Source organism: Salinicola endophyticus (assembly GCF_003206575.1).
GTDB classification, from domain to species: Bacteria; Pseudomonadota; Gammaproteobacteria; order Pseudomonadales; family Halomonadaceae; genus Salinicola; species Salinicola endophyticus.
Genome location: NZ_PZJO01000006.1, coordinates 64,589 through 78,110, shown reverse-complemented (window position 1 = coordinate 78,110; position 13,522 = coordinate 64,589). Strand labels below are relative to the sequence as shown.

General features: G+C 66.9%; 16 protein-coding genes. 11 read left to right on the top strand and 5 right to left on the bottom strand.

The features are described from left to right. The first annotated feature begins 63 nt into the window (after positions 1-63). The 3 genes from DOM66_RS13895 to DOM66_RS13885 all read left to right on the top strand — a co-directional run bounded on the left by DOM66_RS13895 (position 64) and on the right by DOM66_RS13885 (position 2,299). Entirely contained in the window at positions 64-537 is a 474-nt protein-coding gene (locus tag DOM66_RS13895; RefSeq protein WP_110690595.1) for a hypothetical protein, read from the top strand. Beyond that, positions 534-887, top strand: a complete 354-nt coding sequence (locus DOM66_RS13890; protein ID WP_110690594.1) for a hypothetical protein — start codon at positions 534-536, stop codon at positions 885-887. Before DOM66_RS13895 ends, DOM66_RS13890 begins: the two co-directional genes overlap by 4 nt. 323 nt (positions 888-1,210) lie before the next feature. After that, positions 1,211-2,299, top strand: coding sequence for a sugar ABC transporter substrate-binding protein (locus DOM66_RS13885; protein WP_245392446.1), 1,089 nt, complete (start codon positions 1,211-1,213; stop codon positions 2,297-2,299). Positions 2,300-2,405: 106 nt separating this feature from the next. Here the strand turns inward: DOM66_RS13885 and DOM66_RS13880 are convergent, their stop codons facing one another. Beyond that, complete coding sequence (locus DOM66_RS13880) at positions 2,406-2,897, bottom strand: GNAT family N-acetyltransferase (protein ID WP_110690592.1); 492 nt, start codon at positions 2,895-2,897, stop codon at positions 2,406-2,408. A gap of 124 nt (positions 2,898-3,021) precedes the next feature. After that, a complete protein-coding gene (locus DOM66_RS13875; RefSeq protein WP_110674912.1) occupies positions 3,022-3,363 on the bottom strand; it encodes a zinc ribbon domain-containing protein YjdM in 342 nt (113 codons plus the stop codon). 280 nt (positions 3,364-3,643) lie between these two features. On the opposite strand from DOM66_RS13875, the gene DOM66_RS13870 reads away from it, so the two are divergent. Then, complete coding sequence (locus DOM66_RS13870) at positions 3,644-4,675, top strand: histone deacetylase family protein (RefSeq protein WP_110690591.1); 1,032 nt, start codon at positions 3,644-3,646, stop codon at positions 4,673-4,675. Positions 4,676-4,903: 228 nt separating this feature from the next. Here DOM66_RS13870 and DOM66_RS13865 read toward each other — a convergent pair whose 3' ends face one another. After that, positions 4,904-5,800: an ion transporter gene (locus DOM66_RS13865; protein ID WP_110690590.1), complete on the bottom strand. Its 897-nt coding sequence runs from the start codon at positions 5,798-5,800 to the stop codon at positions 4,904-4,906. Between the two features lie 143 nt (positions 5,801-5,943). Further along, positions 5,944-6,657 (bottom strand): DUF3581 family protein, encoded by a 714-nt coding sequence (locus DOM66_RS13860; protein ID WP_035474140.1) that lies wholly within the window; start codon positions 6,655-6,657, stop codon positions 5,944-5,946. A 295-nt stretch (positions 6,658-6,952) separates the two neighbouring features. On the opposite strand from DOM66_RS13860, the gene DOM66_RS13855 reads away from it, so the two are divergent. Next, complete coding sequence (locus DOM66_RS13855) at positions 6,953-7,459, top strand: YchJ family protein (protein WP_110690719.1); 507 nt, start codon at positions 6,953-6,955, stop codon at positions 7,457-7,459. Positions 7,460-7,629: 170 nt separating this feature from the next. After that, on the top strand, positions 7,630-9,063 hold the full coding sequence (locus DOM66_RS13850) for a mechanosensitive ion channel family protein (protein WP_110690589.1): 1,434 nt from the start codon (positions 7,630-7,632) through the stop codon (positions 9,061-9,063). 32 nt (positions 9,064-9,095) lie between these two features. On the opposite strand, the gene pdxR is transcribed toward DOM66_RS13850, so the two are convergent. Further along, positions 9,096-10,628, bottom strand: coding sequence for a MocR-like pyridoxine biosynthesis transcription factor PdxR (pdxR, locus tag DOM66_RS13845; protein WP_110690588.1), 1,533 nt, complete (start codon positions 10,626-10,628; stop codon positions 9,096-9,098). Between the two features lie 88 nt (positions 10,629-10,716). Between pdxR and DOM66_RS13840 the strand changes: the two genes are divergently transcribed. From DOM66_RS13840 to DOM66_RS13820, 5 genes are all read left to right on the top strand, one after another. Beyond that, positions 10,717-11,187 (top strand): GNAT family N-acetyltransferase, encoded by a 471-nt coding sequence (locus tag DOM66_RS13840; protein WP_110690587.1) that lies wholly within the window; start codon positions 10,717-10,719, stop codon positions 11,185-11,187. A gap of 62 nt (positions 11,188-11,249) precedes the next feature. Next, a complete protein-coding gene (locus tag DOM66_RS13835; RefSeq protein WP_110690586.1) occupies positions 11,250-11,717 on the top strand; it encodes a rhodanese-like domain-containing protein in 468 nt (155 codons plus the stop codon). Between the two features lie 14 nt (positions 11,718-11,731). After that, positions 11,732-12,490: a GNAT family N-acetyltransferase gene (locus DOM66_RS13830; protein ID WP_110690585.1), complete on the top strand. Its 759-nt coding sequence runs from the start codon at positions 11,732-11,734 to the stop codon at positions 12,488-12,490. Positions 12,491-12,492: 2 nt separating this feature from the next. Further along, positions 12,493-13,143 (top strand): FMN-binding negative transcriptional regulator, encoded by a 651-nt coding sequence (locus DOM66_RS13825; RefSeq protein ID WP_110690584.1) that lies wholly within the window; start codon positions 12,493-12,495, stop codon positions 13,141-13,143. Next, entirely contained in the window at positions 13,130-13,468 is a 339-nt protein-coding gene (locus DOM66_RS13820) for a cupin domain-containing protein (RefSeq protein ID WP_110690583.1), read from the top strand. The genes DOM66_RS13825 and DOM66_RS13820 overlap by 14 nt, the downstream gene beginning before the upstream one ends. The last annotated feature ends 54 nt before the right edge of the window (positions 13,469-13,522 follow it).

Sequence of the window (13,522 nt, the reverse complement as noted above, 5' to 3'; positions counted from 1 at the left end):
ATAACGAGAGTACAGGGCGTTCGCTGCGCGGCGCCCGCTGCCAGATAGACAGGGAGAACTGCCATGAAATATCGTCTCTGGATGTTGCCCGCTGTCGCCATGGGTTGCGGCCTGAGTACCGGCGCCATGGCCAACGATGGCACCCTTTCCTACGCTGAACTCGATGGGCTGCTCGGCAAGGCCGAACAGTACGGTTTCAGCCGCTACGAAAAACTCGACATCGACCGCGAAGACAATGTGCTGGAAGTCGAGGGCTGGCGCAACGATGGCTGGGAGCTGGATATCTCGATGCAGCTCGACGATGCCAGCCTGACCCGCGAGAGTCAGCGCCGTTCCAACGTGCCCGACTGGAGCCTCACCGGCGACCAGCTGCGTCAGGCGCTGAGCCTGGCCCAGGCCCGCGGGATGCAACGCTTCGACGAACTCGAGGTCGATAGTAATGGGCACGTCGAGATCGAAGGCTACGACGCCAATCGTCACGACCTCGATCTCGACCTGCGCCGCGACGCACTGAACGCCACCGGAGAGACCCGATGACAGATCATCGCCAACAGCAGCAAAAAGCCGCCTGGCGCGCCGCGCAGCAGTGGCGCGAGCGGGTCGACAAGACACGCCCCGGCCAGGGCGCGAGCGGCCTGAGGATGCTCTTCACCTGGCTGCTCTTCGGGATCATGCTGTTCGTCGGCACCCTGCTGGGGCTATTCTTCCTGATCGTCGGCTGGGCCATGCTGCCTTTCCTGCGCCACCGCATGAAAAAACGCGCCGAGCAGGTGCGCGCTTCCCGCGCCCAGTACGCCGGCGGCAGCGCCGACCACACCGAGCCCGGCGGCGAGCCCCGCAGCCAGCGTGTGCTGGAGGGCGAGTACGAGGTGCGCTCCGAGCGCTGAGGCGACCCTTGCCGTAGCCCCCACCTTCCGCCCCGACCGCGCCGACGTCACGAGTCTCACGGCGTTGGCGCGGTCGCGCCACCTCCCGCGGCCGGCCATGGGCTGTGCCACTCCCTCCCCTGCCCCGTCAGCCAGCAAGCCTGCCGTATCCCCCTTACTACCCCCCCACACAAGACCTCCACACGACACGCCCCGGACCACGACGAGCGCGAGCAGCGTGACGTGCGACATCTTTCATACCTGCAAGTACTAGACTTTTGCGCTATTTACAAAAAGTCACACTGCCAGCCAAATCGATAACATCCCGTAGCGTATCAAGCCGCGTGGCATGCCAGAGCGGCAATTCCGGGATGGTGCAACCCAACTCGATCGCGACGCAGGTGTTCTCAATGAAAAAAATCTGGATCCAATCTCTGGCGTACTGTGGCGCGATGGGTGCCGCACTCCTCGCTTCGCCCGCCTTTGCCAAGGATGTCAGCGCGTGTCTGATCACCAAGACCGATACCAACCCCTATTTCGTGACCATGAAGAAGGGGGCCGAACAGAAGGCGAATGAACTGGGGGTGGCGCTGAAAACCTATGCCGGCAAGTACGACGGTGACAACCAGGAACAAGTCGACGCCATCGAAACCTGCATCGCCGATGGCGTCGACGGCATCTTGATCACCCCGTCGGACACCAAGGCGATCCTACCCGCCATCCAGAGAGCGCGTCAGGCCGGCCTGATGATCGTCGCCCTCGATACCAAGCTGCAGCCGGCCAGCGCCGCCGATGCGACCTTCGCCACCGACAACTTCGAGGCCGGCAAGCTGATCGGCGAGTGGGCCAAGCAGCACATGGGCGATGAGCAAGCGCATATCGCATTCCTGGATCTGGCGGTCAGTCAACCCTCCGTGGGCGTACAGCGCGATCAGGGGTTCATGCAGGGCTTCGGCATCGATATCAAGGACCCCAACCGTTGGGGTGACGAGGACGATCCGCGCATCGTCGGCCACGACCTGAGCTACGGTGCCGAAGATCGCGGACGCACGGCGATGGAAAACCTGTTGCAGAAGGAGCCGAACATCAACCTGGTCTACACCATCAACGAACCCGCAGCGGCCGGCGCCTATCAGGCACTCAAGTCGGTGGGATTGCAGGATCAGGCGACTATCGTCTCCATCGATGGCGGCTGCCCGGGGGTGAAGAACGTTCAGGAAGGCATCATCGGCGCCACGTCGCAGCAGTACCCGCTACTGATGGCGTCGAAAGGTATCGAGGCGGTCAAGACCTACGTGGAAACCGGCGAGAAACCTCAGAACAGCCCGGGCCTGGACTTCACCAATACCGGAGTCAACCTGGTCACCGACCAACCGGTCGAGGGCGTCGAGTCCATCAGTACGGAAGAAGGTCTGAAGCGCTGCTGGGGCTGAAGCCATCGCAAGACAGGATGCGCCACCGCTGAGATGCGCGCCATCTCCTACCCCCTACCATGATCGGGCAGCGCAGCGGCGGCCTGTCACCAGGGCGTCGCTGCGCTCACGCAGACCAACCACGCCACATCAGGGTGACCCGCTCACCGCGGTAGTCGAGTTCTTCCTGAGTCTGCCAGCCCAGGCGAGCATAAAGCGCCTGCTGGTCGGGGGTATAGAGATAGCAGCCGGAGCAGCCCGCCGCGCGCGCTTCCTCGGCCACGCGCTCGACCAGCGCTGAGGCAATCCCCCGTCCGCGCCACGCCGACGGCACGAACACCGACGCCAGCCACGGCGTCAGCTCGGGGCGCGTATCCAGATCGCTGGCGGTGAGGCTGGCGGTGCCCACCGGGATCTCACGCCCCGCCTCCTCGGCGAGCGCGACGAACACCGAGGGCACGCCCTGCTCCCCGCACTGTCGCCGCATGTCATCACGCCACTGCGGCCAGCTCTCCTCCGGGTAGCGCGCCCCCCAGGCGGTGTAGGTCCAGCGCGCCAGCGTCTCGAGATGGGGGGAGTCGGGGCGCAGGCGGCGCAGCACGGGCAGTGACGAGGGCATCTGAGATTCCTGAAGACGTTAGCGGTGCGACGCCCCCAACCCTAGGGTTGGTACGGAAAGTCCGCGAGCGTAGGCCGTTTTCGTATCCAGCCTATCACGGCGAGCGGCAGCGACTGGCCTCGTCTCACGCCTTCTTGACGAATTCCGACTTGAGCTTCATGGCACCGATGCCATCGATCTTGCAGTCGATGTCGTGGTCGCCGTCGACCAGGCGAATACTCTTGACCTTGGTCCCCACTTTCACCACCAGCGAGGAACCCTTGACCTTGAGGTCCTTGATCACGGTGACGCTGTCGCCATCGGCCAGCGGCGTACCATTGGCATCCACGATCGCGGGGGTATCGCCGGCGCTCTCCGCCTCGGCTTCGCCGGACCATTCGTGACCACACTCGGGGCAGACATAGAGGTTCATGTCGGCGTAAGTGTAGGTCGAGGCGCACTGCGGGCAGGGGGGCAACTCACTCATATCAAGATCCATGGCGATGGCGACGACCCCACGACACCGGGCTAGGGAGCCAGCAGGTGTACGCCGGGTGCTGTCTGACGATTGGGGGCGCGATTGTAATCCCCTCACACGCCCCTGCCCAGCGCCTGGCGGCTGGCAGCGACGCTTTGTCGCGCGGCCGACGTGACCTCAGCGCCCCGCACGCCCGAGCCCACACAGGTTATGCTGGGCACGCCGCTCGCCCGCGACCGGCACCCTTTTTTGGCATCTGCCGCGTCGTCATCCGTCCACAGGAGCCCCCATGCTGACCTTCCATACCGCCGACACCCAGCTCCGCCATCCCCGCAGCGAACTCCACGGCGGCCAGTTGGTGACCCCGTTCGAGTGCCCCGAACGGGTGGAGATCATTCTCGCTCGGATTCGCGCCGCGGCCCTTGGCGAGGTGCGCGACCCGGAACGCCGCGGGCTGGCGGGTGTGCTCGAGATCCATGACGCCGATTATGTCGAGTTCCTGGAGAACCTGTGGGACAACTGGCAGGCCGAAGGCCACGGCGGAGAGCCGATCCCCAGCATCTGGCCGGCGCGCACCCTGCGCGGCGACCGTATTCCCGACAATCTCGAGGGGCGTCTCGGCTACTACGCCCTGGCGGCGGAAACCTCGGTCTGCGCCGGCACCTTCCGTGCCGCGCTGGCGAGCAAGGATATCGCGCTGGCCGCCACCGACCAGGTGCTCGCCCACGGCGGCGGCGCCTTCGGACTGTGCCGCCCCCCCGGCCACCACGCCGCCCGCGATCAGTTCGGCGGCTACTGCTTCTTCAACAATGCAGCGATCGCTGCCCAGCACGCCCGTGACCGCGGTGTCGCGCGGGTCGCCATCCTCGATGTCGACTTCCACCACGGCAACGGCACCCAGGAGATCTTCTACACCCGCGACGACGTGCTGTTCGCCTCGATCCATGGCGATCCGGCGCTGGAGTTCCCCTACTACCTGGGCTATGCCGACGAGACCGGCAGCGGCCGCGGCGCCGGCTTCACCCTCAACTACCCGCTGCCGCCGGGCACCGGCTACCCGCGCTGGCGCCAGGCGCTGGAGGACGCCCTGGCGCGTATCCAGACGTTCGGCGCCGAGTTGCTGATCGTCTCCCTGGGGGTCGATACCTTCGCCCAGGATCCGATCAGCTCGTTCACCCTCGAAAGCGATGACTTCAGCGACTACGGCGGCCTGCTCAAGCGCACCGGCCTGCCTACGGTGTTCCTGCTCGAAGGTGGCTATGCCGTGGAGGAGATCGGGGTCAATGTGGTCAATGTGCTGAGCGGCTTCGACGCCGGCTGATACGCCGCCCCGAAGTGCTCCATTCAAGACTGGCGGGCACCCTTCAGACCAAAAAAAGCCCGCGCAAGAGGGGGGATGCGCGGGCGAGGCGGGGTGTTACCTAGGAGATGCGTCTCAGACGCGACTCGAACGACGACTACCAAGGAATGTGCAATCAGTGCTTCATTCGATAGGGAATAGATTAGCACCCTTATATTTCACACGCAACACAACGCCCGCCTCCCAACATCATCGCCGTTTCGGCCCCGGGAACGCATCCTCCCCTGACGGTGTATCTTGCGCTGATTGAACATCTTGCGCTGATTGAGCGTCGTGCGCTGGACCGGCACTCTCTCTGGCCGCCTCGACAGGTACATGATGCGTCTCCAGCTCCTGGCGATGCGTGCGCAGCTCGGCGCGCAGCGCCTCGATCTCCGTCTGCAGCTCACTGACCTGTTCGATCATGTGGCGCATCATGCGCCGGTTGGCCTTGTGCTGGCGCGACTCTGACTCCCCCTGATCCTCGACGAACAGCGAGCTGACATAGGCCGCGAAACTCCCGAACAGACCCACGCCACAGACCATCAGCAGGACAGCGACGATCCTCCCTAGGGTGGTCACCGGGTAGTAGTCGCCGTAGCCCACGGTGGTCACCGTAACGATCGCCCACCACAGCGCATCCTCGGCCGTATTGATCGGACTGTGCGGATCGGGGGCCTCGACCAGCAGCACCGTCACCGCACTCACCACCACCAGCAGCACGGTCGCCGTGGCGACGGAGGCAAGCACACCTTCGGCGCGGTTGCGAAACAGCAGCTGCCAGATCAGCTCCATCGAACGCAGCGCGCGCAGCACCCGCAGCACCTGCACCACACGCGCCAGCCGCGCCGCCTGGAACCAGCCGGCAGGGATACACGAGAGCAGATCGAGCCAGCCCCAGCGCATGTAGCGCCACTTGCTCGGCGCGCGGTAGAAGCGCAGACAGAAATCGATGAAGAAGACCACGCAGACCAGATAGTCGAGGTAGCCGATCAGCCGCTCGATCTCCGGTGGCAGGTGCAGGAAGGCGCTCGCGAACAGCGCCGCGAGTACGTAGAACGAGATTGCCAGCACGAAGAGCTGAAAGGGAGAGACATGCTGTTTCATGGGCCATCCGCAGACGATGACGACGAGGATGTCGGTGCCGCGCACGCGTCAGCCGACGTCGACAGGCTCGGGACAGCGCTGCACCGCCCGAGCCGCCTCACTCGACCAGTGCCACGCGGCCTAGATCAGGCAGGCCCCACCCGTCAGGCAGAGCAGGGGTTGGCGGCCTTGAGCTGGGTGAAGTTGGTGACGAAGGTCTCCATCTTCTCCGCGTCGTAGGCTTGCAAGCCGCTGATCACCAGCTTCTTGGAGCCGGTACCCACCGCGCGCCCCTGGCAGCGCATGCGAAACTCCAGCAGTGCCTCGCCGCGCTTGCCCTTGACGTCGAGCTCGGCCCCGGCGAATTCGAGATCGAGATCGCAGGGGTCGTGATCTTCGAGGCTGAAGCCCATGCTGTCGTAGATCACCAGCGGACGCTGGGGGTTGAACATGACCCCCTTGTCTTCGAGCAGCGGCTTCAGATAGTGCGGGAAGTTGCGCCCGGAAAACGCCACGTAACGCCGGGTAAACGTCTCCACCGTGGCCGGGTCGCGCAGCGTCCAGCCCTCGCGCTCGACGCGCAGGTACTGCTTGCCGGCGGCGTCCTCGACGCTCACCGTGCCGGCACCATCCTCGACGAAGTGCAGCGGCACGCGGTCGCCGACCATGCCACAGAAGTGGAAGGTCATCCGCTGCGACAGCCCGTAGTGCGACAGCACCAGTGCGAACAGCAGATCGCCGGGCACGCAGAAGCGCCGCGCACAGGGGTCGTGGATCGGATTGTAATCGCCGGCGATTTCGCGGGCGAACCGGCTGGCCTGCTCCGCAGAGATGCAAAAGTGGCCGGCGTCGGTAGAATGAAACTCGTCGAGAAACATGGGCAATCGACCTGCAAGTCGAGTGACTGGCTCCGGAGCATTGATCAAGACGCGCTTTTTACCACAAGCCATCTCCAAGTTCAGCGCCGCATTAACGTTTTGCGACAAATAATAGCTCAGGGTCCGTCGAGATTCCCATCGCGACCGCGACATCGTGTCGTTTCCGCAGCAGGAGGCGGCGCAGCGAATGAAGTTGTCGGAGGCCTGCAGCATGCGCCTCGAGGGCCCGGCACCTCTGACGCTCAGCGTCTCGACAGGCCCCCGATTCGCCCATCGAACCCGCCAGGATGCCGCCATGTCCCAGACCACGCCGCCCGCGACGTCGCCCTGCCCCTGTGGCAGCGGCCGCAACTACGCCGACTGCTGCCAGCCGCATCATCTCGGTGAGACCCTGCCGGCCACGCCCGAGGCACTGATGCGTTCGCGTTACTCAGCCTTTGCACTCGGCAACCTGGGATACCACCTGTATCACACCTGGGACCCGGATACCCGTGACAAGGCGCTGACCCCCGAGCTGCTCGACCAGCGCGACTGCGACTGGCTGGGCCTGGAGATCATCGAGAGCAGCGCCCGCGGCAGTCAGGGCACGGTGACGTTCAAGGCGTACTACCGTCCGCTGAATCCGGCACCGGGTGCCAAGCAGGCCATGCTTCACGAGCGCTCGCGCTTCCGCCGCCGCCAGGGGCGCTGGCGCTATCTGGACGGTGAGATCGACCCTGCACCCGCCAGCGCAAGCCCCCAGCGCAACGCCCCCTGCCCCTGCGGCAGCGGCAAGAAGGCCAAGCGCTGCTGCCACCCCTGAGCCCAGGCGCGACCATACCAACGGCCCGGTCAGCGACCCTGCCAGCGGCAGATGGCGAGCTGGCAGGCGGGCCAAGGCGCGACTAGGCTGCTTACTCGTTACCCGACGCCGCCCCGCCCTGGCCCCATGAGGCCCTGGCCGGCAGACACGATGGCAGATACAGCAGGCAGATGAAGACTCTGGACGACGCGACACAGACGCTCTCGACACAGACCCTGGCGCACCTGCAGCAGCGGCTGGGCGACTGGCTCGGCCTGCCCGGATGGATCCTGCTGCCGGCCGCCATCGTGATCCTCGCCGCGGTCATCGACCTGGTGCTCTACTTCGTGCTCGGCCGGCTGGAGCAGCGCCTGGTGCGCTCGCCGCGGCGCTGGGACGATCCTTTCCTGCACGCCCTGCGACTGCCACTGCGCTGGTGGATCTGGATCAGCGCGCTGATGATCAGCGCCGGGGTGATCGGTTCGCACCTCGGGGTGACCGAGCTCACCGGTTTCCTGTTCAAGAGCGGCGCCCTGATCACCCTGCTGCTGCTGGCCTGGAGCGGCATCCGCCTGATCCGGCGGCTCGAGCAACGCCTGGTGTTCCCGCCGGTCAACTGCCGCGCGCGGCCGGTCGACCAGACCTCGGCGTCGGCGCTGACCAAGATCGTCGGCGCGGTACTGATCGTCACCCTGATCCTGATCGGGCTGCAGATTCTGGGCGTGTCGATGTCGAGCATCCTCGCCATGGGCGGCTTCGGCGGCCTGGTGATCGGCTTCGCTGCCCGCGACGTCATGGCCAACTTCTTCGGCGGCATGGTGGTTCACCTGGACAAGCCGTTCGTGGTCGGCGACTGGATTCGCTCCCCCGACCGCGAGATCGAAGGCATGGTCGAGGACATCGGCTGGCGTCTGACCACCATTCGCACATTCGCCGGGCCGCCGCTCTACGTGCCCAACGCTTGGTTCAGCCAGATTTCGGTGGAGACCCCCACGCGCATGGTCAACCGCAGGCTGTGGGAGACCGTAGGTCTGCGCTATCAGGATGCCGGCGCCATCGAGGCGATCACCGGCGATATCCGCCAGCTGCTCAAGCACCACGACGAAATCGACCAGAACGAGCTGATCACGGTCAACTTCACCACCTTCGGCCAGTACGCGCTGGAGATCATGCTCTACGCCTTCACCCGCGAGACCGACTGGCAGCGCTTCCACGAGATCAAGCAGGAGATCCTGCTCAAGGTGCGTGACATCATCGAGGCGCGCGGCGCCGAGCTGGCCCTGCCCGCCTCCCGGCTCTATCTGCCCGAGGGCGTCGGCATACGCCGCGACGCCGACGCCGACGCGGCGTCGGCGACAGAGCAAGAGCATGAGAGTGACCGTCAGCCTGACCGTCAGCCTGAAAGTGAACGGGGCCAGACGGATGATGCACGCCACGGCGAGCGTGCGTCGTCTGGCACGACAAGAGGCCGCGCGACAGGCAAGGAGACACGGAGCGACGAGACGCCGGGCAAGGAGGCGCAGGATTACGAGAAGCGTCGCGACACCTCCGCCAAGGGTGCCCGTGCCCGCCCGGGCCCGAGCGAGGATGACGCCGGCGACGCCGACGCCGACGCCGACGCCTGAATCGGCGTTGGCACCTCATCGCAGCCGGGGCGTCAGGCCTCCCCGCGCAGGGCCAACCAGCGCTGGGCCAACCACCCACCCGCCCGCGCGATCTCGGCCGGCGTCGCCCCGGCGTAGCCGAGTACCAGCCCCGCCTCGACGGGCGGTCGCAGATAATAGTGCGACAGCGGCGAGAGCAGAATGTCTGCCGCCGCGGCCTGCTCGACCAGGGCGCGCTCCTCGGCGAGGGTGTCGAGCCGCGCCACCAGATGCATGCCCGCCTGCCCCGCCGACAGCACCAGGCCGCGTGCCACCGCCGGCGCCAACGCTTCGCGCAGCGCGGCCTGGCGGTGCCGATAGCATTCACGCATCTGCGCCACATGGCGCGCGAAGTGCCCTTCGTGGATGAAGTCGGCCAGTGCCGCCTGTACCAGGTACTGCCCTTCCCGGTGCAGCCGCGCGTTGGCGCGCCGGAACGGCTCGACCAGCGCCTCCGGCAGCACCAGATAGCCCAGCCGCATGCCCGGATAGAGCACCTTGCTGAAGGTGCCCACATAGATCACCGGTGACGCCTCGATCAGCCCCTGCAGCGAAGCGATCGGCGCACTGGCGTAGCGGAACTCGCTGTCATAGTCGTCTTCGATGATCCAGGCCCGGTGGCGCCGAGCCAGTGCCAGCAGCGCCATGCGCCGGGCCAGCGGCAGCGTCACCCCGCAGGGGTACTGGTGCGACGGTGTCACGTAGATCAGTCGCGGCGCGGGGGTCTGCGCCGGCAGCGCCGCCACGTTCATCCCCTCGGCGTCGACCGGCACCGGTTCTAGCGCGAGCCCGGCCGAGACGAAGCAGGATTGCGCCCCGCCATAGCCGGGCTCCTCCATCCACAGCGTATCGCCGACATCCGCCAGCAGCCTGGCCACCAGCTCGAACCCCTGCTGGGCGCCCTGGGTGATCAGGATCTGCCCGGGGTGGCAGCGCACCGAGCGCGACAGCCGCAGGTAGTCGCACAGCGCATCGCGCAGCGCGCTCACCCCGCCCTGGCTCTGATAGTCGAACCACGCCGTCGGCGCGCGCTGCTGGTGCCGCCGCAGCAGCCGCTGCCAGCGCTCCCGCGGGAAACGGTCCAGCGCCGGGACACCGGGCGCGAAAGCGCTATGGCGGCCACTCAGGGTGCGGTCGAAATCGAGAATGCGGGTGCCGCGGGCGGAGAGTGGCGGCGGCGCCTCGACCTCGCGGCAAGCGGGCAACGGCGGCGGTGACTGCCACTCGGCGACGAACACCCCCGAGCCCGGTTGCGCCTGTAGAAAGCCCTCGGCCACGAGACGCTCCACCGCCCCCAGCACCGTATTGCGCCCGACCCCCAACGCCGCCGCCAGCCGCCGCGAGGCCGGCAACTGACTGCCCGGCGCCAGCGCGCCGTCCTGGATCGCCTCGCGCAGCGCCGAGTAGAGCCGCTGGCCCAGGGTGGGCGAGGAGAGCGACGACACGCCTTGTGCCGCGACGGGTGAATCGGTGTGAGGCGCAGACCCGGCGAGCTTCAAGCCGAGCGCTTCGATGATCCACAGCTGATGCGCCTGGGATGCGGACATTGGTTCCCTCACTCTGGGCATAACTGGCTCTTACCAAGGAACCACTATGCCGCCACACTCCGTTCAAGTCACTGCCCGGAGCCGCAGCATGCCAACGTTCGCCTTCTCGACCTCGATTGATCTCGCCACCGCCGCGGAGATCCCCGAGCTGACGCCCCTGGTCGACGCCTACCGACGCTTCTATCGCCAGCCCGGCGACCTGGAGGGCGCCCGCGCCTTTCTCGCCCAGCGCTTCGCCAAGGGCGACGCCCATTTGCTGCTGGCGCGCGATACCCATGGCCGCGCCCGCGGCTTCGTGCAGCTGTTCCCGGTGCCTTCGACCACCAGCCTGGCGATCCGCTGGATACTCAACGACCTGTTCGTCGACCCTGAGGCGCGCGGCCAGGGGATGGGCAGCGATCTGCTGCGCGCGGCACGCCAGCTTGCCCGTGACCATGGCGTGACCCAGCTGATGCTGCGGACCCAGGTCGAGAACCACACCGCGCAGTCGCGCTACCACGACCTCGGCTGGCAGCGGGACGAGGCGTTCTTCACTTATTTGTTGAATACGGACTGTTGAATACGGACTGTCGCATACCAACTGCTGAACACCGGATACCCTGCCGACGGAGAGACACGGCCATGAACGACATCACGACGCCCCCAGCGACCTCCCGGGTGCTGGAAGTCCCGCCCCCGGAGCCCGCGATCTCCGCTGCGGCCATGCGCGACAAGCTCGGCCTGCACACCGATGCCTGGGATCTGGCCCAGGATCTCGCCAACGCCATCGAGACGCTGGTGGTGATCGATACCCGCTCGCGGTCGCACTACCTGGCCGGGCACATCCCCGGGGCCATCAGCCTGCCGCACGTCGAGATGAGCGACACGAGCCTGGCAGCGCTGGCGCGGGATCGGGTCTACGTCTGCTACTGCGATGGGATCGGCTGCAACGGCTCGACCTGGGGCACGCTGAAGCTGGCCACGGCGGGCTTCACGGTCAAGGAGCTGCTGGGCGGCCTGGACTTCTGGCAGCGCGACGGGCACCCCATCGCCAGCGGCCCAGAGCCCGGCTCCCTGGCCGCCGCCAAGCTCGCTGCCTGCGGCTGCTGAGGAGAGTCCCCACAATGTCGCCCTCCTGCACCGAGAACCGCCACGGCCAGCCGATCGGTCTACCGGTGGCCGCCTGGCAACCTGCGCGCCGCCCCGACCACGCCGTGCTGACGGGGCGCTACTGCCGGCTCGAGCCGCTCGACGCGCAGCAACACGCGGCGTCGCTGTGGCAGGCGTGGCGCCATCCCGATCCGGCGCTCGCCGATGACCGCGAGGGCGAAGCGCGCTGGACCTATCTCGGCGGCCGCCCGTTCGCCGACGAGACCGGCTGTCAGGGCTGGCTGCGGACGATGAGTGCGGGCCAGGATCCCTGGTGCTACGCGATCATCGATCCCCAGGATGGCCAGGCCGTGGGCATGGCCACCTATCTCAACATCGTGCCCGACGACGGCCGGATCGAGATCGGCCATCTCAACTTCTCGCCGCGCATGGCCCGCAGCCGGCTCTCCAGCGAAGCACTGATGCTGCTGATGGCGCATGCCTTCGCCCTGGGCTATCGGCGCCTCGAGTGGAAGTGCGACGCCCTCAATACCCCCTCGCGCCGGGCAGCCGAGCGGCTCGGCTTTCGCTTCGAGGGGATCTTCCGCCAGCACCGGGTGGTTCAGGGGCGTAACCGCGATACCGCCTGGTTCTCGGTGGTCGATCATGAATGGCCCGCGCTTCACGCCGCGCACCGGCAGTGGCTCGACCCGGACAACTTCACCGCCGCGGGGGCCCAGCGTCAGCCACTGGCGACCCACCGCCCGCTGCCTGACACATCCGCGGGGGCCTGAGCATGCATCGCCCTGCCCCCTTTCGGCTCGAAGACGGCGACGCCCTGGCACAGGCCATGGCGCACGCCCCCTTCGCCACCCTGATCACCCAGGATGCCGATGGCTGGCTGGCCGACCATCTGCCGCTGCTGCGGGAGCCCGAGTGCGAGGGCGCGCCTCTAGGCGTGCTGCGTGGCCACATCGCGCGAGCCAACCCGCTGCTCGCCGGCGCCACGCCCCGCCCGGCGCTGGCGATCTTCCACGGCCCCCAGGCCTACATCACACCGAGCTGGTATCCGGCCAAGCAAGAGCACGGCCGCGTGGTGCCGACCTGGAACTATCAGGTCGTCCACGCCCACGGCACGCTACGCCTGATCGACGACGCGAGCTGGCTGCGCAACACCGTGGCCGCCTTGACCAACCACTTCGAAAGAGATCGCGCCCACCCCTGGTCGATCGACGATGCGCCGGCGGCCTATATCGACGGCATGTGTCGCGGCATCGTCGGGATCGAGCTGCGCATCGAGCGGCTCGAAGGCCAGCGCAAGGCGAGCCAACACAAACCCGATGCCGAGCGCGCGGCGATTCAGCGCGGCCTGGTCGAAGAGCGTGGCCTCGACGAGGCCACGGCACGCTGCCTGAGTGGCATGGAGGAGAGCGATGAACGCCACTGATCGGAGTCCGAAGCAACCGCCCCACCTACCCTGGGCCGAGATCGCCGCCCGGCTGGCCGCGGCGGAGCGCCCGTTCGTGGAGGTCTTCGCCCGCCACGAATTGGTCCTGGAGCTGTTCTCTCCCCGCGATATCGACACCCAGACACCCCATGCGCGCGACGAGCTCTATCTGATCGCCAGTGGCAGCGCCGTGCTGAACCGTGATGGCGAGCGGCTGGCAGCGAGCGTCGGCGACGTGCTCTTCGTGCCCAAGGGCATGCCGCATCGCTTCGACACCTTCTCCGCCGACTTCTCGACCTGGGTGCTGTTCTTCGGCCCCGAGTGAGCCGCACCGCTGGACCTCACCGATCAGCGGCGTAAAATGCGCGGCGTTCATTCC

Excerpts from the sequence above, each read along its gene's own strand:
- DOM66_RS13895 (WP_110690595.1), top strand. The coding sequence starts at position 64 with ATGAAATATCGTCTCTGGATGTTGCCCGCTGTCGCCATGGGTTGCGGC.
- DOM66_RS13890 (WP_110690594.1), top strand. The coding sequence starts at position 534 with ATGACAGATCATCGCCAACAGCAGCAAAAAGCCGCCTGGCGCGCCGCG.
- DOM66_RS13880 (WP_110690592.1), bottom strand. The coding sequence starts at position 2,897 with ATGCCCTCGTCACTGCCCGTGCTGCGCCGCCTGCGCCCCGACTCCCCC.
- DOM66_RS13875 (WP_110674912.1), bottom strand. The coding sequence starts at position 3,363 with ATGAGTGAGTTGCCCCCCTGCCCGCAGTGCGCCTCGACCTACACTTAC.
- DOM66_RS13870 (WP_110690591.1), top strand. The coding sequence starts at position 3,644 with ATGCTGACCTTCCATACCGCCGACACCCAGCTCCGCCATCCCCGCAGC.
- DOM66_RS13865 (WP_110690590.1), bottom strand. The coding sequence starts at position 5,800 with ATGAAACAGCATGTCTCTCCCTTTCAGCTCTTCGTGCTGGCAATCTCG.
- DOM66_RS13860 (WP_035474140.1), bottom strand. The coding sequence starts at position 6,657 with ATGTTTCTCGACGAGTTTCATTCTACCGACGCCGGCCACTTTTGCATC.
- DOM66_RS13855 (WP_110690719.1), top strand. The coding sequence starts at position 6,953 with ATGTCCCAGACCACGCCGCCCGCGACGTCGCCCTGCCCCTGTGGCAGC.
- DOM66_RS13850 (WP_110690589.1), top strand. The coding sequence starts at position 7,630 with ATGAAGACTCTGGACGACGCGACACAGACGCTCTCGACACAGACCCTG.
- pdxR (WP_110690588.1), bottom strand. The coding sequence starts at position 10,628 with ATGTCCGCATCCCAGGCGCATCAGCTGTGGATCATCGAAGCGCTCGGC.
- DOM66_RS13840 (WP_110690587.1), top strand. The coding sequence starts at position 10,717 with ATGCCAACGTTCGCCTTCTCGACCTCGATTGATCTCGCCACCGCCGCG.
- DOM66_RS13835 (WP_110690586.1), top strand. The coding sequence starts at position 11,250 with ATGAACGACATCACGACGCCCCCAGCGACCTCCCGGGTGCTGGAAGTC.
- DOM66_RS13830 (WP_110690585.1), top strand. The coding sequence starts at position 11,732 with ATGTCGCCCTCCTGCACCGAGAACCGCCACGGCCAGCCGATCGGTCTA.
- DOM66_RS13825 (WP_110690584.1), top strand. The coding sequence starts at position 12,493 with ATGCATCGCCCTGCCCCCTTTCGGCTCGAAGACGGCGACGCCCTGGCA.
- DOM66_RS13820 (WP_110690583.1), top strand. The coding sequence starts at position 13,130 with ATGAACGCCACTGATCGGAGTCCGAAGCAACCGCCCCACCTACCCTGG.